General features: G+C 51.3%; 16 protein-coding genes. 7 read left to right on the top strand and 9 right to left on the bottom strand.

What is annotated here, in order from left to right:
- Window positions 1–9: 9 nt before the first annotated feature.
- Window positions 10–651: a DNA-3-methyladenine glycosylase I gene (locus SH302x_RS10420; protein WP_479368651.1), complete on the bottom strand. Its 642-nt coding sequence runs from the start codon at window positions 649–651 to the stop codon at window positions 10–12.
- Window positions 652–683: 32 nt separating this feature from the next.
- Entirely contained in the window at window positions 684–2078 is a 1395-nt protein-coding gene (locus SH302x_RS10415; protein ID WP_479368650.1) for a hypothetical protein, read from the bottom strand.
- A gap of 365 nt (window positions 2079–2443) precedes the next feature.
- On the opposite strand from SH302x_RS10415, the gene SH302x_RS10410 reads away from it, so the two are divergent.
- On the top strand, window positions 2444–3592 hold the full coding sequence (locus SH302x_RS10410) for a S1C family serine protease (protein ID WP_479368649.1): 1149 nt from the start codon (window positions 2444–2446) through the stop codon (window positions 3590–3592).
- Here the strand turns inward: SH302x_RS10410 and SH302x_RS10405 are convergent.
- The gene (locus SH302x_RS10405; protein ID WP_479368648.1) at window positions 3570–5300 is read right to left on the bottom strand and encodes an alkaline phosphatase; all 1731 of its coding nucleotides are present in this window, start codon (window positions 5298–5300) and stop codon (window positions 3570–3572) included. The genes SH302x_RS10410 and SH302x_RS10405 overlap by 23 nt on opposite strands.
- A 391-nt stretch (window positions 5301–5691) precedes the next feature.
- Between SH302x_RS10405 and SH302x_RS10400 the strand changes: the two genes are divergently transcribed.
- The gene (locus tag SH302x_RS10400; protein WP_479368647.1) at window positions 5692–6051 is read left to right on the top strand and encodes a hypothetical protein; all 360 of its coding nucleotides are present in this window, start codon (window positions 5692–5694) and stop codon (window positions 6049–6051) included.
- 42 nt (window positions 6052–6093) lie between these two features.
- On the opposite strand, the gene SH302x_RS10395 is transcribed toward SH302x_RS10400, so the two are convergent.
- A complete protein-coding gene (locus SH302x_RS10395) occupies window positions 6094–7500 on the bottom strand; it encodes an enolase C-terminal domain-like protein (RefSeq protein WP_479368646.1) in 1407 nt (468 codons plus the stop codon).
- Between the two features lie 1046 nt (window positions 7501–8546).
- Between SH302x_RS10395 and SH302x_RS10390 the strand changes: the two genes are divergently transcribed.
- From SH302x_RS10390 to SH302x_RS10380, 3 genes are all read left to right on the top strand, one after another.
- Entirely contained in the window at window positions 8547–9119 is a 573-nt protein-coding gene (locus SH302x_RS10390; RefSeq protein WP_479362771.1) for a helix-turn-helix domain-containing protein, read from the top strand.
- A gap of 396 nt (window positions 9120–9515) precedes the next feature.
- Window positions 9516–10418 (top strand): DUF6263 family protein, encoded by a 903-nt coding sequence (locus tag SH302x_RS10385; protein WP_479368645.1) that lies wholly within the window; start codon window positions 9516–9518, stop codon window positions 10416–10418.
- Window positions 10419–10642: 224 nt separating this feature from the next.
- A complete protein-coding gene (locus tag SH302x_RS10380; RefSeq protein ID WP_479368644.1) occupies window positions 10643–11806 on the top strand; it encodes a hypothetical protein in 1164 nt (387 codons plus the stop codon).
- Here SH302x_RS10380 and SH302x_RS10375 read toward each other — a convergent pair.
- The 4 genes from SH302x_RS10375 to SH302x_RS10360 all read right to left on the bottom strand — a co-directional run bounded on the left by SH302x_RS10375 (window position 11795) and on the right by SH302x_RS10360 (window position 16044).
- A complete protein-coding gene (locus tag SH302x_RS10375; RefSeq protein WP_479368643.1) occupies window positions 11795–13072 on the bottom strand; it encodes a carboxymuconolactone decarboxylase family protein in 1278 nt (425 codons plus the stop codon). The two genes, SH302x_RS10380 and SH302x_RS10375, sit on opposite strands and share 12 nt — an antisense overlap.
- Window positions 13073–13138: 66 nt before the next feature.
- Window positions 13139–14152, bottom strand: coding sequence for a DUF1559 family PulG-like putative transporter (locus SH302x_RS10370; protein ID WP_479368642.1), 1014 nt, complete (start codon window positions 14150–14152; stop codon window positions 13139–13141).
- 379 nt (window positions 14153–14531) lie between these two features.
- Entirely contained in the window at window positions 14532–14852 is a 321-nt protein-coding gene (locus SH302x_RS10365; RefSeq protein WP_479368641.1) for a hypothetical protein, read from the bottom strand.
- A gap of 298 nt (window positions 14853–15150) precedes the next feature.
- Entirely contained in the window at window positions 15151–16044 is an 894-nt protein-coding gene (locus SH302x_RS10360; RefSeq protein ID WP_479368640.1) for an EamA family transporter, read from the bottom strand.
- A gap of 268 nt (window positions 16045–16312) precedes the next feature.
- Between SH302x_RS10360 and SH302x_RS10355 the strand changes: the two genes are divergently transcribed.
- Together SH302x_RS10355 and SH302x_RS10350 are read left to right on the top strand one after the other, a co-directional pair.
- Window positions 16313–16678, top strand: coding sequence for an Hpt domain-containing protein (locus tag SH302x_RS10355; RefSeq protein WP_479368639.1), 366 nt, complete (start codon window positions 16313–16315; stop codon window positions 16676–16678).
- A 12-nt stretch (window positions 16679–16690) separates the two neighbouring features.
- Window positions 16691–17791 carry an HD domain-containing phosphohydrolase gene (locus SH302x_RS10350; RefSeq protein ID WP_479368638.1) on the top strand — a complete coding sequence of 367 codons (1101 nt, stop codon included), beginning with the start codon at window positions 16691–16693 and terminating at the stop codon, window positions 17789–17791.
- A 130-nt stretch (window positions 17792–17921) separates the two neighbouring features.
- Here SH302x_RS10350 and SH302x_RS10345 read toward each other — a convergent pair whose 3' ends face one another.
- Window positions 17922–19046: a class I SAM-dependent methyltransferase gene (locus SH302x_RS10345; protein WP_479368637.1), complete on the bottom strand. Its 1125-nt coding sequence runs from the start codon at window positions 19044–19046 to the stop codon at window positions 17922–17924.
- Window positions 19047–19060: the final 14 nt, after the last annotated feature.

Genomic DNA, 19060 nt, shown 5'->3' with positions numbered 1-19060 from the left:
ATCGTACACTTAAGTTTTGCTTAACTCATGAAGGAACGATTGGCGTTCCTCTTCTATTTCGTTAAAGATACCGCACTGTTCAAAGTGATCGTTCACCAATCCAATCGACTGCATGAAGGCATAACAGGTGGTGGGTCCGATAAAGGACCAGCCCTTCTTACGCAACGCGACGCTCATCGCGGTAGATTCATTGGTCGTCGCCTTGATGTCGGCTTTCGAGGTAAGTGTCACATTTTGTTTGGGAGCATAAGACCACACAAATGCGGCCAAGCTGCCGTATTCTTTTGTAATCTCGATCGCTCGTGCGGCATTGTTGATGACTGAGTTGATTTTTCCACGATGGCGGACGATCCCGGTGTCTTGCAGCAGTTGGCTGACCTTCTGATTATTGAACTTTGCAACCTTATGAAAATCGAAGCCAGCGAATGCGGTTCGAAAAGCGGGACGCTTGCGCAAGATAGTGAGCCAACTGAGTCCAGATTGAAAACCTTCCAAGCACAGTTTCTCAAAGATGCGAATATCATCGTTTACTGGGCGGCCCCATTCTTCGTCATGATACCGCATGTACTCTTTGTCGGTCGCGCACCAATAGCACCTTGGAGTGCCGTCGGTGCCGATGATTACGCTTTTCTCTTTTGATTCTTTTTGCATACAGGCATGCTACCACAGCTTGGCTGAATGCACTATCGACTGATGGTCGATTTGCGAGCAACCTTGGCAGGATTTTCAGTGACGATCGCTGATTCCAGATGTTCAACCAGATTTTGAACCTGAGCTAATGAATGCTTGATTTGCTTCAAGCCACTAGCCGCGATGGCTCGCCACATTTCATCGGTCGCGTCAATCGATTCGGAAATCAATTTCGTTGACGGATTTGCGACAGAGTTAGCGGTTATTATTTGAGTTCCACTCGCTTGGTCCGCAACTTGATAAGGTCGCTTTTTCATAAACGACTGGCTCAGATAGCTTTGCTGACGAGTCAAGCGAGCCAACCCGATATCGTGAAAGTCGATAAATGGAACGACATGGTTTCCGAACACCGCGTGCAAATCTACTTCGGCCGGAGATTCCGCTAGCATCGGTGATGCATCGGAGAACTCTGAAATTTCAGCGGCAACCAGGGGCAGGCTAATGGCGGGCTCGGAAGCAAAAGAAAACTCAATGGGATACTTACGCACAAAGTATGCTTGAGCTTGGCTGGGCTTTCGAGCGGGGATAAGCGTAATAGGCAACGGCGAAGTCATACGACTTGGCTCTTGGCACTTGCCTGCCCCTGGTGAACAGTTCGCTTCGCTAGCGGCCACGAACGAATCGAGTATTTCAAGATCTTCCGATGTCGGATTCAAGGGAAAATGCTGATGATGCATCCTTTGAATCCATAGCCGATCATGAAAACTGAGATCGTACGGTTGGTATTCTTCTAGCAAAGCTCGGGAGCGGATCGGGTCGAGCGCGGGGAGAAGCTGCAGCGAGCCAGCGGTGTTGGAGGGTTGGGGGGCCGCAATCGGAGAGGCGACTTGAGGATGTTTGACTGCTGAGGAAGTCAGTTTTGCAGCCGTCAGGATGGATCGTTGCTTGAAATCAGAAAGGACTTCAAATGCTCGGGCGGTGTAGGTCACACAGTCGCATTCCAGACGTTCTAGGACGCTGTTGGCCAGTGGAACGATCGAGCTAAGAGTGCTTTGTGACTTGCTCTTCTGCCCATCGGTCTGGGAAGTATCGGCGGCGGAAGAGTTTTGCAAAATGTACGCTGGGGGCTGAAGCGTCGGCGGGCGAGAAGCGATCGAGTCCTTTAACGGGTTGGAACTGTAGACCGGTTCGACCAAGGACTGCTCGGCGGATTCCGCTTCCGTAGCGCGAGCTAACTCGAGTCGACTGAGCAACTGGGCATAGTCGCCGCAAACGCGATCGAAAACGGTGAGGCCACGGTCCAGAGCGCGGTGAATGCTAGGAAAGCCGCTAAGCGAAAGGCTGGAACTGTAGCTGGAAAGCTGGGGAAGTGAACCGTCGAAACCGGCGTTCGCACTGGAGGCCAAGCAGGCGCAGCAAAGTGCGATAGCAAACAATTTCTTCTTCATCGTAAACGTACCTCTCTCAGACCCTGAATCGAACTCGCTGATGTTTGGAGCGGAAGCGATTGACTGTTCGATTCAGGGCCGGCGATATTTTCGGATTGGAAAGTTGCAAATGAAAGCTGCGGCTTCGGGCAAGGCGGGGTTTGGAGCGACCGAAGCGAGGAATCTGATGGTAGATATCGATCGTCCTCACAGCTTTCCTGCACGGAATAGTCGACTGGACCCCGTAAGTTTCGTTTCCCGTTGCAGTTTACGCACGTGACGACTATTGTTCCGATTGAGAGGAATGTGATAGCCTATACAATTGGTCAGTATGCATTCCTAGCTCGGCCAGCCACAGCAGTTTTCACGAAACATCAGGAAGATCTATGAAACATCGGTTAACGGCTTTTGCACTGATTGGCTTTGGTATCCTCATCGGCGTGTTGAGCCGCGAGTTGCTGACCTTAGATAACGCCACCGCGCAAGGCCCCAACGTCGCTTCGATTGCCTTGCCGTTGCCTGTGTCACGCGGTGAGCCACTGGAAGAAATCTTTAACCCGGAAGAGGCGATCAACATTGCTGTTTACGAGCGCACCAATCGCGGCGTCGTAAATATTTCTACCAAGGCGGTTCGAGCGACCAGCATTTTCCGCGAAGCGTCCATCGAAGGCACCGGTAGTGGTAGTGTGATTGATGACCTGGGCCATATCTTGACGAATTATCATGTCGTTGAGGGTGCTCGCGAAATCAATGTGACCATGTTTAACGGCGATTCTTACCCTGCTGTCTTGATTGGCGAAGACGCCGACAATGATATCGCGGTACTCAAGGTCACCGCTCCGAAAGAGGTTCTGCACCCAATCGAGCTTGGCGATTCATCCACCCTAAAAGTTGGCCAACACATCGTCGCGATCGGGAATCCGTTCGGGTTGGAACGTACGATGAGCGACGGCATTATCTCAAGTTTAAACCGTCAAATCACCAGCAAGACCAGACGCGTGATCAAATCGATTATTCAAATTGACGCTGCGTTGAATCAAGGCAACTCCGGTGGCCCACTGCTGAATTCCAGCGGTCGCTTGATTGGCATGAACACAGCGATCGCGACAAGCACCGGCGATAATGCAGGGATTGGATTCGCGATTCCGGTCAACACCATCCAGCGCGTGGTCGCGCAGTTGATACAGAACGGTCGCGTCGTTCGGCCGACGGTCGGAATCACGCGGGTTTATGAAACGATCGAAGGGCTTTTGATTGTCCAAGTGACCCCAGGCGGCCCAGCAGAGCGAGCAGGTCTGAAAGGCTTTGAAACAACCAAGCGCCGAGTGCGTCGAGGGCTGTTCGAATTCGAAACCGAGCAGCTCGACAAGAGCAAAGCGGATCTCATCGTCGGCATCGATGGAGCCAAAGTAAAATCCGCAGACGATTTGTTGAGTGTCATTGAATCCAAAGGCGCAGGCGACAAAGTGATCTTGCGAGTGATCCGTGAAAATACGCCCCGCGATGTTCAAGTTACTTTGGGGTCGGACGAGTAAACGCTTCGATATCGACGATATTAAAGTAATGGCCATGATCAGCCGTCACAATCACCGCCGTTTTATCCCAACCGCCATTGCGTTCGATCCAACGGAACACTTCACCGACCATTTGATCGCCTGAAAGGACCGCGCCAATCGAGTTATCGACGTTGTTCTTGTGGTTTGCCCAATCCACATCTCCAGCCTCGATGAGCACCCAAAAGCCATTAGGATTTTGTGACAAGACATCGAGTGCTGCGACCGCCATGTCTGCCAGCAGCGGATTCTCCGAAATATCTGCTTCAGTGTAAACTTCTGGTTTCGACGTATCGACGACAGGCTGGTAATCTCCGTTTGCCGTTTGAAACGGCAAGTGTTGATATTTAGTACCGAAGAAGCCCAATAAACGTTTCCCTTCGCGAACAGCTTGCTCGACTCCTTCTCGTAAGATTTCGTGCCCCAATCGTCCCGCAGTCCGCTCAACAGCCACATAAGGATTGACCTCGCGAGTGGTGGCTGTAACGAGGTCCGCTTCTGTCAGATACTTGTTGCCAGGTACAAAGTTTGCGCCTTGGCTGCCTTCCTCGTCAATCATCATCTCGTTACCCCAACCGGTACCGATGACGACGTCCAAGCCAGGTCTAGTTTCAATGCGATTAAAAACGCTGGTGATGCCTAGCATATCGCGGGTTAAGTCTTGATAGTCATCTCGGCTGACATTATGTGCGTAGGTGGCTGCTGGCGTTGCGTGACTGATCGGTACACTCGACACGGCACCAACAGCCCATTGATGATCACGCTGGACTTGATGAGCGATCGTTTCGACAGGATTACAAAACTCGTCGACGTTAATAGCTCCATTGAACGTCTTAATACCAGCGGTCAACGAAGTGGCAGATGAAGACGAATCGGTGACGGCGTGTAAGGCCGCTCGGCTTTTGTCGAGCAGATAGCGTGGATCGATTGGCCTGCTCCAAGGCACAGGCCCTCCCAATCGTGTTGAATAACCGCCGAGATCCAGACGCGAGGTGCTTGTGCGACACTGCGCATTGACATCAACGTCGCCGCCAACATCATAAGGACTGGTCACAACATAAGTAAAATCGGTTGTGGTTCCCCGATAGTCTTGGAATTGAAGTCCAGTGCCGCGACCGGCTGAGTACTTGGCCTCGCGCTGAGCGTAGGTAGCCGCAATCCACGTCGTTTGCCAGTCCATGCCATCAAACACAATCAAGATCACTCGGTTGTAGCCCTCAGTCACCAAGTCTCTTTGTAAACGGTAGACATCGGTTTGATCAGCATAGTCCGCGTCTATGTTCAAGGTGCTGTCGGGCAGACGATGGTAAATCTCCTGCAGTTTGGTTTCACTTCGATAGGCACTGGCGACGCCGCTATACTTCTCCATCGAGCAGTTGAAAGTGTATACGGGAATCAAGCGATTTGAGTGGTTAGTCCAGCCGCTATAAATCTGCGGATTCCATCCCCAGTATCCCCAAGGCGCGGACTTGTTCTCAATTGCCTCACTTTGCATTTGGGCGATGAAATCTACTTCAACGTCAGCATCTTCACTGGCAGTGATATGCGAGCGATCCTGCAGTTCCGCGTTTGGTGCCACCCCTTGCTCTTGGGAAACGGCGGCCGCCGCTTCTTGGGCAAAAGTGACTTGCGTATTCAACGTCGAAAGTGCAACAATCAGCATTGGGAGCTGAAGAGTCCGTAGTGTCATTCGCATACGTCTTAATAACCTTTCAATCGTCAAACGTTACCGCCCTGGAATCGACTTCCTACAAGGATAATCGGGATTAATCGAACAAGCGAGCCTGTTCGCATGAACCCCAACTCTGCGTCTTCAAAGTGCGGTTTTCAAATCAAGAATCTTCCAGTCGCCGTGCGCTCAAGTCCGAAAACTTGATCTAGTGCAGCGGCGGATCTCATCGAACTGGCGACTGCATGGCACCGCGAATGGCCACATAAGCAGGCTTATCACTTCGACTGCTTTGGTAGCACAGGATGTCGATTCTGAGGAATCAGCAACTCGCGGTCAAGAAGTCTCATGGATGACTCTTCTCGCCTACACAACCCACTGTTGTATCTTACGAGAGGAATTTTAGAAACACATGAGAAGCTATATCACAGCCTGTTGCTGCGCCGTACTCGTTGCAAGCCTCGCTCTATCGGGTCACGCTTTCGGTCAAGAAGCTCGCAAAACGACGACGACAACTACGAAAAGCAGCCCAGTTTATCAAGAGGAAGCAGTCGAGGACGCTCCTGCTCCATTAACACGCAAACAGATTCGTAATCAAATGTTGGCCGATCAACGCACGTTGAGCCTGATGCAGCAGCAAGCGACAGGGGAATATGCGGCGCGACCATCGGTAGGATTTCCCAACTACCATACGTACCAACCCTCCCTCCATCGCGTTTACGTGACCTACCCCTATGGTTGGTACCGCAGCAATGGCTATGTAGGTTACTAGGGTTGGATTTCCTGCGAGCAAACCTTGCGTTGTGCCGCAGTTCTATTTTGCTAGCGAGCTGAAGCCTTTTGGCAGCTCGCTTTCGGGCCAACGGTATCCAAGCCCGATGCCGTTGAGCAGCTCGGTGGGTACTACGCCCCCGATAATCTTGAACATCGGCATGTAGATCGGCTCCCAAGCCGCGTTGGCCGCTGGGCAGTACTGCCGTCCATTGCCTTCCACAGCCGCGATGCCATTGATATGAGCGGCCATAGAAGCGGAGGCCAGGAAGGACGAACCGACACAGGTTAGGTCTTGAAAAAATAACGCCATCTTCATGGATTTTGCGGCTGGTGCCAAAAGAATGCATTCGGTAATCGTCTTGCAAGCTTTCAATGCAACTCCGGAGTAACCCAACTGATGCGCCAGTTTCAGCGAGTCGATACCAACCAGCGATTCGTCGACCACCACTGGTTTGAGACGACTGACGCGGTGCATAGTGATATCCCGACGGGACGCCATTACGCGTGTGGTGGGCTGCTCTACGTACTGGATTCGCTCGTGTACCGAACGACTAAGACGGTCCACTCGCTCTAGAAAATCGATCACATAGTCCTCGTTGGGACAAGCTTCGTTAAAGTCTAACGAGTACCACCACGATCGCGATGGAGCGGCCTTGGTTGCAATGCGGTCGATTTCGACCACGCGTCCCACATCCCAGTCCAGGTCGGTGCCACAAAGCTTAATCTTTAAGTGCGTGAGTTGCTCGGCAATGATCCACTCTTCTAATGTCTCAGGACGTCCGTCATTGATACGACTGTTCTGTTCACGGGCGGAAAGTGGGTCTGAGGCGCCGACAAGGTGATACAGTGGCAACGTCGTTACGGGTGTTTCACGGATGGTGTCGGTAATTTTGATACCCGCAAAAGCAGGCCCATAAAACTGCTCCAGGTCGCCTTCCAAAAACTCAGGGCCCAAACATGCGAACGAAGAACGTTGGTGGTAACGGCCAAACGCATCGTGAACGGCAGCATCAATGGGCGAACAAGCCAACAGAATTGCCAGATCAGGAATCGGTTCAGCGAGCTTCATTTTTTCGGCCAACGCAATCGCCACGTTTTTTGCAGCGGCGATTAAGTTCAGCCCAAAATGGAGTGGGTGCGTACCGAACTCGATGTCCGGAATCGCTTTCACCAACTCGTTGACCAAACCGGCGACGATCCGCAAGGTCTGCTCGGCAGGTAGCGTTTTGGATGGCCAAGCCCAACTTGAACCCAACGTCATCTCTCCAATTCCATAGCTCTTGCGCCGCTTGCCCTTTTCCTCCAAGACAACGGCAACGCGTTGCAGCGTCACGTCATTGACGGTCCGGTTCCCGAACTTCATTGGCAAACGGTAATCATATTTTTGGAGCGAAGCTTCAGCTTCCGCAATCTTATAGGTGGTAGGCTTGGCAGTTTTTGTTGACATAAGACTTCTAATCGCCACAGGCTATGGGGTGACTGGATGGGAGCGACCGTCGTAGGCGGCGAGCACTCCAGCGACCAAGGGCCGGCAGCGGCGTGTGAAACGGGCAGCGTCGCAAGTCAGTCCTTGCGACTTGGAAACCGACATTCTACCGAAATCCCCGTCAATTATTAGATCTACCGAGCAGAGTATGGCAGGAAATTCGAGACCGCGCCGTTTCGGCTATTTGGATGGCCTGGGTGGCTGATACGTGCAAAACTTAGTTAGCGATTTTGTGAAGAAAATGCGAAATTACCGAAAAAACTGTCTTGACTTAGCGAGCACGCCACGAATTGCACTTACTCTCACAGAAGCGATCAATCTTTCTAAAGTAATAACCCCTATTGGAACGAAACTTAGTCCTGGACAGCTTATTCTGTTCGTTCATCCCGTACCGGTTGCACCAGCGCCGGTACTGGAGGCGAGGATCAGGAGTGCTGGACAGGTTTTTGGGGGGAATTTGAAACACCGGCAGGCACCTAGTGCTTGTCCGGTCATCACGCCGCACGGTAGTCGCTGGTTCTCTGGCTACACCCTACGGCGATGGCAACTCGTGTGCAAATACGACGCCTCTCGTCAAAAATTCTGGCAGCATCGCTTTGCAAGAAAGTAGGATCAGATTTCGTTATCAATCTCGTATTGGGGTGCGGTTTAGATTGATCAACGAAGGATTCTACTTGAGAGCTTGGCGAAATCGTTAAAAGTAACGATCAGAGTAAGAGCGACAATTCAGATTGCAGGAAAGAATGGATTCAATCCTGCATTACGGAAAATCGCACGTCTCGGGTAACCCGGACCCAGTTGTTCCTGAGCTGATATCCAGCAGGAAGCATGTGTCGGAGTTTGCAAGATTGTGGACGGATCCGCTAGTTGCAATCAGAAACCACATGTCATCAGCTCGAGAACGAATTGCGGGTGATCCAAAATGTAAGCATGTTTGCGTAGCAATACGAAGCGTGCTCACACCTAAACCACGAGTTCAGAAAAAAGTAGGTAACGGAGACTTATTTATGAAGGTGTTCACCACGGGACAGGTCGCCAAGATCTGTAAGGTGGCCCCACGAACCGTTAGCAAATGGTTCGACTCCGGCCGACTCAAAGGGTACCGCATCCCAGGTTCACAGGACCGTCGAATTCCCCGAGAGTATCTAATCAAATTCCTCAAAGAGCATGGAATGCCGCTTGGGGACTTGGAAGATGAGGCCATGGCCAAGGTCTTGATCGTCGCGCAAGATCAAGTCCTCATTGAGAACCTCAAGCGCGAGTTGCCTCCTGAGAAGAGCTTTAAAGTTTCGGTAGCCGCCAGCGGCTTCGAAGCGGGCATCCAAGCCGAGAGCTTCCATCCGGATTGCATGATCGTTGACTTTTCTATCGGAAAGATCGAAGCCTTGCAGATTTGTCAAAATCTCCGCAAGAACCTGGATTTCACCGAAATCACGTTGATCGCATTGCTACCAGATGACGGCTCCGTAATGAGCTTCGATCGTTCGGCTATCAATGAGACGTTCAAGAAGCCTTTCGACGCCAGACTTCTGGCCGAACGCCTTCGAACGCTGATCGGCGCGAAGAAAGAACTCGTCTAAGTTCCGCCACGTCAGTGGTTTAGGATCGCAGGCGAGCGAGCAAGGATCAAAAACGCACAAAAAGCCTCATGACGCGCAAATTCACGTTTGCTCGTCAGCGAGGCTTTTTTCGTTTCCCTACACTTCGCTTTCTCCCGCATCGTCGGATGCCCCCCCCACCCAACTCTGCAGTAATATCCAGTCCATCACTAGTCCGATTTCCGAATCTCAAACGAGCTCCACTTCGGTACTGGTTTCCCCATTGCAGCAATGCTAGATTTATCTTGATTGTTCTTTGAACCTGCTGGAGCCAATCGGTGGAAAGTCTTAAACTTGCAAGACGCCGCGACCAAGACACGGGTTCACTGAGAACGCCTTCCACCTCTGAATTCCAATGTTAGAACTGCGAGCTTTGCCATGTTGCGATTATTAGCTTCCTGCACCCTACTGCTGGCCATCGGTTGTTGCTTGCCGTTGAATGCCCAAGATGCCAGCGCCAAAACGGGGACGCTGCTCAAATGGAAGTTCACACCCGACCAAGAGATCAGCACACAAATGCAGCAGACGATGAAGCAATCGATGCAAATGAACGGGAACAACATCAACGTTGACCAAGCGACCAACATGGAAATGTCGTGGAAGGTTCGCAGTGTGGATGAACAAGGCAACGCGTCGATCGAGAATGTGCTCAAGCGAGCGGTCATGACGATGCAAACTCCACAAACCGGCAAACTTACCGTCGACACAAACCTCGATACCGACCCACCTGGCATTGGACAACAAATTGGCTCCATGCTTCGACCTCTGGTGAATGCCAAGTGCACGCAGAAGATGTCCTCCTTAGGCAAAATCTCCGATGTCGTCATCCCCGAAGAAGTTCTCAGTGCACTCCGCGCCAGCCCCCTCCTACCTGGTGGTTCCGAAGGAATGATGACCGAAATGATCGAGAAAGCCTCGCCCGTCTTTCCGGATTATCCAGTCAGCAAAGGCGACAGTTGGAGCCAGGAATCTTCCACTCCTAATCCACTAGGCAGCGTTACACTCAAGAGCACGTACACGTTTCAAGGCACCGAAGCGAACAAAGACGGAAAGCCGCTGCAAAAGATCGACGTCAAACTAGAAATGCAATTTGTTACCGAAGGCGATATCGTCAAAGTGACCAACCAAGACACTCAAGGCACAATCTACTTTGACAGCAACGCCGGTCGCATGGAAAGCAGTTCGATTGACCAAGATATCACCATGGAAATCAACCAAGGCCCCGTCAAAATCATTCAACGCATCGAACAAAAAACCAACGCCAGCTTCAAGTCAACCTGAAGCATCAAGAATCGCCAGTTGATTGCAGTTGAGTCCGCAATTGATTTCGCTTTCATCCGATGCATCGCAGCTCAGGTTCCAGACTGTGCGACATCCGCGCTTTAGCGCTAAGGCCGCGGCGATTGATCTGGACTTTGCAACGAGGAATTGCTACTGCTACTGATTCCACCTTGCCATAGTCGCCGCCGAGCTAGAATGTGACTCAGTTTGCTTGCAGTCTTAGATTGACATTTTCTTCCGCTTGCATTGTCGCGACCATCCTCGGTTCGTCGCCACCTTGTGTCGCTGGCGATCTCAGCCAATTGACCCCTGAACAACGAGAAGATGGCGTCGGGCAGTTGCAAGATAATCCAGACGCTCCCGAAAAAAGGAAGAGTCGTCCCTCGCGAGAAGAACGGCGACGCGCAGATTGCTTGACCAATGGATCTGGTTTTCGATCGATATCGGATGATGAAACTGAAGACTTAGATAGCCTCGCAGGCACTTTAGCGACTCTCGGGGCAGTTGGTATCTTCGGAGCTGTATCCAGGGTGATCGATCCGCCCAACGATGGACTATGGTGGGACGAAGACGATGTCTCCCGTATTGAGTTGCAATTCAACACTGCTTGGTACTTTGAAAGTCGAACGAATCACGAACTCTTAACCAACACAGATTGGGCCAATTCAAAACGTTGGGATTGGACTGGTGCCCCCGGTTTTCAGGTTCGGACGGCTTATCAATGGACTGACCGGATTGGCACTGAATTTTTACTCGACTATGCGAACTATAACGAGGCGAAGCGGTTCCAAGACATCTCTGGCTTTGCAACCTTTCCGGAAGTTTCTTTTCTTGAGCACGATGTGTCGATCGATCGCAACGCTACCTACGCGATTGGCCAATTAAACTTTCTGCTCCGCGACAACCCTTTCCAATACGCTTTCACTGGCATGCGCTGGGTATACCAGGATGACCGGCTGCGAATGCGAGTCGAGCCCAACGGTGCCATGTGGACGAATGAAACGAAGGCAAACAGCCCGTTTCTCCAAATCGGTGTTCAACGCGGCATGGTCGGATACAGATGGATTTGGACTAACCGTTTCAGCGCCGGACTTGGCGCGACGTTGGGATCGAGTTCAACGACGCTTCTACGCATCGTCAATGCAAGAGATCATATTGAAGCTGAACGCACTCGAATTGCAGGCTTCGTCGATGCGAAATCAGAACTAGCCATGGCGTTAACCGAAAACCTGTCGATCCGAATCGGCGCTCAACTTTTCGGGCTCTCCAGCAGTGTCCGTGCTGCCGAGCAACTTACCGCTGTAAATTTGAGTTCCGGGCAAGCGACTCTATCCACAGATACACTGCTTTTGAGCTCGTTGTACAGTGGAATAAGCTTACAGTTTTAACCCCAATGTTTCACAGAGCCGGTCCATCGCGTTGGCGGTCGCAATGACATGCACCAATTGTGCGACTTGGCGGTCACTAAAGTGCTTCTGCAAAGCCACAATGTCAGCGTCGCTGATGGCGTACGGCTGGCAAGTAAGTTTGTCGGTGAATTCAATCGCTTGCTCGAACGATGCATCCTGAGTCGCACTTGCTATCGCGCTGCCCTCTAAGTGACTCAAATCGCGTTCCGCCATCCCGTAGCTCAGCCAACTGCGGTTCAACAACGCCGAGCGACGCATGACCGCCAGTTTTAACGCTGGCGAAAGCTCTTCATGTTGCACCATGGTGGCATGATTGTTCAGCATCGCAGCGGGCGCATTATTCAAGGCCACCACAACACGATGCCAATCGTTCATTGAATCAGTATCCTCCATCCCTAATACTTCTCGGCAATGCTCAGGTGAGGGCAACGCGACTCGCGGGCTTCGTTTTGCTGCCAGCTCCAATCCTGCTGTAACTTCCGCTTGACTGGGCAACACTCGCCGGGCACTTGGATCTGGTGCGACGATCGACGGGGCCGATAACCAGCGATTGGAAGTCTGGCTGGTAAAATGAATCGCGGAGCCTCGCATCTCATGATCTTGCGGCAATCCCAACGAGTCGGTCCAACGGTTCGTGGCATTGAATCTCGCAATGGTGTAGACAAGTTCGATGATCTGAGCATCGGAAAAATGTGGCTTAAGCACTTCAATGTCCGAATCTTGAATCTGATGTGGTTCCAGAGTCATCGTGCGAGCCAACTTTAAAGCTGAGCGCGTCCGATCATCAAACTCGCTCCAGTCAGAATCCAACGCCGCAATTTCGTCATCGGTTAACTCCAGCATGGCTAGCTTATGTTCCTGATGCCCCAAGCAATAGTGGCAGTTGTTTCCACGTGAGACGACCCAGAAACATTGCGTCTTTAATCGATAGTCAACTTGCCCGTCGTTCTGCTGGCCGCCCGTACGCTGCTCACCAGCAAACCATTCCTGCGGAAGAAAGTACGCGCGAGCTCGAGCATTATTCACACTGGGAGAGGCGCCACCAGCGCGGTCCGCAGGTGACAGATCTATTTTCAATCGCGGCGAACGTTCCTTCAACGCTTCCAGATTGTGCTTGATGTCGACACGATTCTTGGGAATAGGCTTCGGCAGTTCGCTGACCTGTGCAAAACCGTTCGACGCAGAAGCGAATGCTAACGCGAAAATACCGAGGACTTGAGCGGAGAGATGTGAGAAAATTTTCATTGTGAATCCTGTGCCTTAAGTTTGCGAAATCTTATTGAACGTGAGAGCTAACGGCGGCTGATCGAATTAGTTGTTATTGGGGCTGAAGAGCATCGATTCAGAATTACTTCGCGTCCCAATCGCACGCCAAGTAGGAATATCAATGCTTTCGGAAATGGTTCGCGTTGAACCATCCATATATGCCACATTGACCCCGCCAAAGTGATAGCTAGAAGCTGTCGTCATTATGCGACCAGGCGGATACATACACGAGCGTCCGTTGGGACCATTGATGTGATAATACGTTGTGGTCGAATGGTAGCCTCGAATCCACGGAGCTCCAATTTCCGAAAAACCCTGACGCGATAGATCGGACAGGTTGGTGTCATTGCACTGGACTAACGCCTCATCTGCGTCGGCCGGGGTTGTACCTGGCTGAAAAGTATCCGTCTTTGGCGAAGATACTCGATTGCTGAAGTCACCCGAAAGTCGTTCGGAAAATCCAACCGTATTACTCATCCCGTCGACGATTGCAGAGAGTTTGAGATAGGAATCATGAAAGTATACGCCGTCGTGGTCTGGCAAATTTGCTAACGCCGCCGCGTTGCCAACGGTTCGAGTGTACAAAGGCACTGTGCCTGAGTTGCCATAGTAATTGTTGATCGCTCCTACCGACCGCGGAATAAACTTGCCGGGGTCTGAGGGGCAACGAAAAAGACTTACGGTATAGCGCTGGGCCTGCGCATTTATCGGATGGTTATATCGAAGGTTAAAGTCGATGGTGTTGTAAATACTCATCTCTTCAATATGTGGCAATATTCTTGCGTGCAAAGAGATGTCGGACAGAGTCCTGGGAAGACCGGAACTATGGTCGAACTGGTTCGAAACCATAGCCGCCGGCAAGCATCTGTAAGAGTTCTCATACAGTAGTGCCGCCAACTGAATCTGGCGAATATGGCTGGAACATTGCATTTTTCGTGCTGACTCACGAGCTTGACTGATCGCTGGCAAAAGCAAGCCAGCTAACACACCGATGATCGCAATGACAACGAGAAGTTCGACCAGCGTAAATGCTTGTCGCTTCAAATAGGAATTAAACATAGGAATACCTTGGGCATAGCTGCTGTTGTTGAAAAGAACGAAACCGTTCTTGGCAATAGGCGAACGATTACAAAAGAAGGAACCGACTGGTTTGCCACGCGCAGAGCGAACTCTGCGAGGTCAATTAACCGCACCTCTGCGTGCAACAGGCAAACAATACTCGACGAGCAAAGTTTTACGTGAGCGCAGGAGGACGCGGGGGTCAATAACGAAGGCCTCAAGAACTACTACGGTAAAGACGCAGTCGATCCTGTTAAGGATTCCACCTGTAGCGTCAGGATCTGTAGCCAGAACCTTGACACCAGTGACGTTAATCGCAACGAATTGCGATTACAGAACGTGGATGTCTTTCCATAGCCAGATGAGGCCCGATGTTGCCCTAGGCCAGAATGGGAGGACGCTCAAGAGGCGAGCGGTGTGAAGAGGTGAACGTAGAATCGCTGTCGAGAAATCGATAGTCAGGAGTTTGCTGTTCCGGTGGCGACAATGCAACTTGCCCTCCCAGTTGCTCCGTAGACAATCGGCTGGTTACAGTAGCGGCCGTTTGCAAATCGTTGGAACTTTGCCTTCGCGGCGGTTTACAAGCTGGACCGTCGCAAGGTACCCACGGCGTACCATAATCAATGATCAATTGGCCGTCGGTATATTTCCAAAAGCAACGCGGCATCAAAACCAACTGGTGCGATTGCAAACCAGTCATTTGAGCGATATTGACTTCGCTGAATGGGTCCCGTTCCCGCGCGCAACCTGCAAAAGAATGGGTGCAGTTCAGGACCACAAGCAAGCAAATTGCGGCTACCAGTCCAAGCACACGCCGACACGAACCCCGATTGGGCTGCACGGCGAAACCATCAGACAACATGTGGATTGGAGCGGTCACAGAAGAGCACTACGAACGATAACGGAACGCTAATTCGCATTTAGGGAGGAACCCTGCCTGTATTCTTAGCGACCTACCGTGCATCGTCAATCGATTGTTACTTACTTTTATGAAAAAACTATGGATTACCCATATGGATGACCACGGCGACAGCGAGCATCAAAAAGACCGCCCCTAACAAACGAATCATAAAGACTCGGTTACTGAGGCTGGTGTCAGCCACGGCCATCTTGGATCCCAACAACCATATGAACAGCAGCCCCCAAAGTCCCCGGGTGCTGTATACCACGTTGGCCTCGGCCGCATGCCCCCAAAAAGCGATCGCACCGACGATCCCTAAGGCTTGAATGGCAAACAACACGGTGCCACCTAGTAAGCTTCGCCAAGCAGCCGGCGAAATCTCCCGGATAGGCGCCTTAAAAAATGGAATGAAGCCGATCGACATCACCATACAAATCATCAGCATTATCGGCAGGAACGCCGCCTGTTGCCAATGCAGCGAAAACTCTTGTACACACACATCAAATAAGGCGTAAGCAGCAGCCCCAGAACTAGCGCAAACCACCGAAAACCATACCCGCGAGCGGGCACTGCGCTGATCGGTAACATTCAATAAAGCAATGCCGAGAGCGGCCAGAGCACATGCGATCCACATGGCGCTGGGCAACGCAGCGATCTGCAGCCAGCTCAAAAAGATCGGCACAAAGATGATTTTCAGTCCCAGCACCGGAGCGGCGACAGAGATCTCGCCATTAGTCATCGCAACCAAAGTAAACACTTGCCCAATAATAAAGAGCGCTGCCACAAGCGTGGGTTGCCACCATAAACGCCAGGCGGGCAAGGTGTCAGCGAAAAAGAGAAATGGCAAAAAGCTGCTGGTGGTCACCATATTGGACACAAAGCAAATCCGCCATATGTCCACTCCCAGGGAACTCGCTCGCTTGACCACCACCGACGCGATAGCGAAGCAAATCGCAGCGGCCAGTGGAAGCCACAGGGTAGGGGAGTTCAAACTAAATTCTTCAGACACTACAAGCCTTTGTTCATTTCCGGTCGGCCGAAAGCGAACTGAATCTATCATAGGCAGGGAAACTGCCAATACTGCAGCCAACAAACTGGTGTTCGTCAAGTAATATTAGTTCGTACAACCGAATTCCGTTTTGACTTCAGCTTGACTGCGGTCTAGCGTTTCACAATGCCCCAGCATAGGTTCACTAAGAGTCATGAAACCGAAATCGCGTTGCAAGAGTTAGAATTCCTTCGTTCAGAATAATTGGCTTATGGATTTAATCGATACGAGAGCTACAGATGACAATTCCGTTGCAATCGATACGACAGAGTTGCTAGAGCGTTGCATGGGACGAATTGAATTGATGGAACGCCTGCTGAACAACTTCGTAGCTCACTCAGAAAAAGAGCTTGAGGAGATTGAGCTCACTTTGCAAAGCGGGAACAGCGCGGAATTAGCTCGTATCGCGCATCGATTGTCGGGCACCGCACTAACCGTTTCGGCTAAACCACTGGCCAAAGCCGCTAAAGCACTTGAGCAAGCCGCGTTGAGTGAATCCGAAACCGAGTCGCAAACACTTGTCAGTCACCTATCCGCCAGCTTTGCAGGCATCCGTGATTTCCTTTCTCCTAACTAGAATCAAGCAGCCATGAGTACGCCCAGTTGCCATCCAAAGCCGACGGTACTGCTAGTCGACGATGATCCGATTTGCTGCGAAATTCTCGCAGCGATCGTTGAACATCTAGGCTATCCGGTCATGCTTGCTCGCAATGGTAGAGAAGCCTTCGATCTGATCTGCACCAGCAATATTCGTATTGTACTTTCCGATTGGCAAATGCCAGAAGTCAGCGGCATCGAACTGTGCCGCCGCGTTCGCGAGCGAATTCTCAGCGACTATGTGTACTTTATTTTATTGACCACTTTGGATCGCAAGAAGAATCTTTTTGAAGGCGTAAGATGTGGCGCTGACGACTTCCTCTCCAAGCCCTGTGACAAGGAAGAACTAATCGTCCGCTTGAATGTGGCTGAACGGGTTGTCGGTTTGGAAAACAAGCACTTGTTGGTGTTCGCCCTCGCGAAGCTAGCTGAATCCCGCGACCAAGACACCGGAGCTCATCTTGAACGCATTCGAGATTATTCTCGCATGCTAGCTGCGCAGTTAAAGCAGAATCCAAAATACCAAGATGAAATCACGCCCGATTTTATTCGCGCCATTTATTTGACCAGTCCGTTGCACGACATCGGTAAGGTGGGCATTCCCGACAGCATTCTGCTCAAGCCAGGTAAGCTGACGGCCGAAGAGTTCGAGATCATGAAAAACCATACGATCATCGGCCGTGATACATTGGACGCCAGCGTGAACGCAGATCCCAACGCCCAGTATTTGAAGTTGGCTCGCGACATTGCCGCTAGCCACCACGAACGTTTCGACGGTACGGGCTATCCTGAAGGATTGATCGGCGAACAGATTCCGCTGGCAGCTAGAATTGTTGCCGTTGCCGATGTCTACGATGCATTGACTACTAAGCGAGTCTACAAGGACGCTTACTCGCATGAGATGGCTCGCGAGCTCATCATTGAGCAACGCGGTCAACATTTTGATCCTACCGTCGTCGACGCTTTCCTCGAGATCGAGGATCAAATCATTATGACGAAATCTAGGATCGATGCGATCGGGGACGAGTCAACATCGATCATTGCATTGCCACACGAAGCGCCAGTTGTCGCTTCGAGTTGGTCATTTGCTTAACCTGCGTTTCCTGCTACCCTCAAAAAATTACAGCCAAAGGAATTCTCCTTCGGCTGCTAATGCAAAAGCTCTGTAATGCTGAAGCTTTCGCGGAATAACCACAATCTGGACTTCGCTGTTTTCGCAACGCTTAGTCTAACTTCTCTGCCATATGGTCGGCAGTACGTCGAACGCGTCGAGCGCGCTTGGTCAACGAGTGTGCCAAGTCTACACGCATATGTGTGGCCGTATCTTGTCGAGCGATATAGTTGATGATTACGCCCGATTCGTCACGCTCGAATTCCATTTTCGATGTATCGAATCCTGCTTGCGAGTAAAGTTCTAACACATCTTCATGGGTGCGTTGATAGAAGAACCAATCTAAGTGCCATTGATAAGGCGTATGGTCATATCGACGCGTATCTTTGAACGCGACAAACATGGTACCGCCATCGGCCAACGTATTGTGCCACGCGCCCAGCAAGCTGATGAGGTGTTCGTCAGTCAAATAGTCACACAGGCCAACACTGTAGATGATGTCGAACTTGCCAAATTTCTCAATGGTCGATTCTGCCGATCGAGTCCGCATAGCGTTGTAGCGAACTTGCGAAAGCTTCGTCGAATCAGGCAGTTGCGGGACAACCGTCTCCAGCACGTAATCCAACGCCGGTTGGTCGTTGTCCATTGTCAATACGTGCATACTGCGATCTGCATCAAACACCGGCCAATCCAAATATTCGCGGCATGGTCCGCTGGCCACATCCAGGACTCTGACTTCACCAGTCCGCTGCTGCATTTCGTTGAGCAAAAACTGCCTTACCGATTTCATTCTTCCGCGGACAGCGCAGGCCAATGGAATCTCCATAAAGACCATGTCCAAATAGGCGCCCAGTCCGGTGGCAGGCGTCGCCCATTCGTAGATTTTCACTAACATATCGAAATCGCCAGAAAAACCGCTGGGCTTGGTTCTGGCTCGATTTGCAAACCAGCTTTTCCGCAGCCAGGGGTCTGTTTCTGCCAGGAATCGCTTGCGTGCTATCTGGAGACTCTCTTGATCGTCGCCCAAGGACGCCTCAAAGATGCGGCAATCTGCTTGTGATTCTTTCAGCAAGTCGATTACGCGTTGATGGAACTGGTCTCCCGCCACCGCCTGGGCGTTGGCAGGTATCTCACTGTCCAGTTGCGCTAAACCATCAGTGAAACGCTTGACGTTCGTTTCAAAGAACTGTTCAACGTAATGCGCATTCTCGCGTGCCATGCTCGAAGTGAAGTGCATAGTTTTGCTCGTCT

Source organism: Njordella calcicola, assembly GCF_056494125.1.
This window is presented reverse-complemented; position numbering and strand designations above follow the sequence as displayed.

Excerpts from the sequence above, each read along its gene's own strand:
- SH302x_RS10420 (WP_479368651.1), bottom strand. The coding sequence starts at position 651 with ATGCAAAAAGAATCAAAAGAGAAAAGCGTAATCATCGGCACCGACGGC.
- SH302x_RS10415 (WP_479368650.1), bottom strand. The coding sequence starts at position 2,078 with ATGAAGAAGAAATTGTTTGCTATCGCACTTTGCTGCGCCTGCTTGGCC.
- SH302x_RS10410 (WP_479368649.1), top strand. The coding sequence starts at position 2,444 with ATGAAACATCGGTTAACGGCTTTTGCACTGATTGGCTTTGGTATCCTC.
- SH302x_RS10405 (WP_479368648.1), bottom strand. The coding sequence starts at position 5,300 with ATGACACTACGGACTCTTCAGCTCCCAATGCTGATTGTTGCACTTTCG.
- SH302x_RS10400 (WP_479368647.1), top strand. The coding sequence starts at position 5,692 with ATGAGAAGCTATATCACAGCCTGTTGCTGCGCCGTACTCGTTGCAAGC.
- SH302x_RS10395 (WP_479368646.1), bottom strand. The coding sequence starts at position 7,500 with ATGTCAACAAAAACTGCCAAGCCTACCACCTATAAGATTGCGGAAGCT.
- SH302x_RS10390 (WP_479362771.1), top strand. The coding sequence starts at position 8,547 with ATGAAGGTGTTCACCACGGGACAGGTCGCCAAGATCTGTAAGGTGGCC.
- SH302x_RS10385 (WP_479368645.1), top strand. The coding sequence starts at position 9,516 with ATGTTGCGATTATTAGCTTCCTGCACCCTACTGCTGGCCATCGGTTGT.
- SH302x_RS10375 (WP_479368643.1), bottom strand. The coding sequence starts at position 13,072 with ATGAAAATTTTCTCACATCTCTCCGCTCAAGTCCTCGGTATTTTCGCG.
- SH302x_RS10370 (WP_479368642.1), bottom strand. The coding sequence starts at position 14,152 with ATGTTTAATTCCTATTTGAAGCGACAAGCATTTACGCTGGTCGAACTT.
- SH302x_RS10365 (WP_479368641.1), bottom strand. The coding sequence starts at position 14,852 with ATGACTGGTTTGCAATCGCACCAGTTGGTTTTGATGCCGCGTTGCTTT.
- SH302x_RS10355 (WP_479368639.1), top strand. The coding sequence starts at position 16,313 with ATGGATTTAATCGATACGAGAGCTACAGATGACAATTCCGTTGCAATC.
- SH302x_RS10350 (WP_479368638.1), top strand. The coding sequence starts at position 16,691 with ATGAGTACGCCCAGTTGCCATCCAAAGCCGACGGTACTGCTAGTCGAC.
- SH302x_RS10345 (WP_479368637.1), bottom strand. The coding sequence starts at position 19,046 with ATGCACTTCACTTCGAGCATGGCACGCGAGAATGCGCATTACGTTGAA.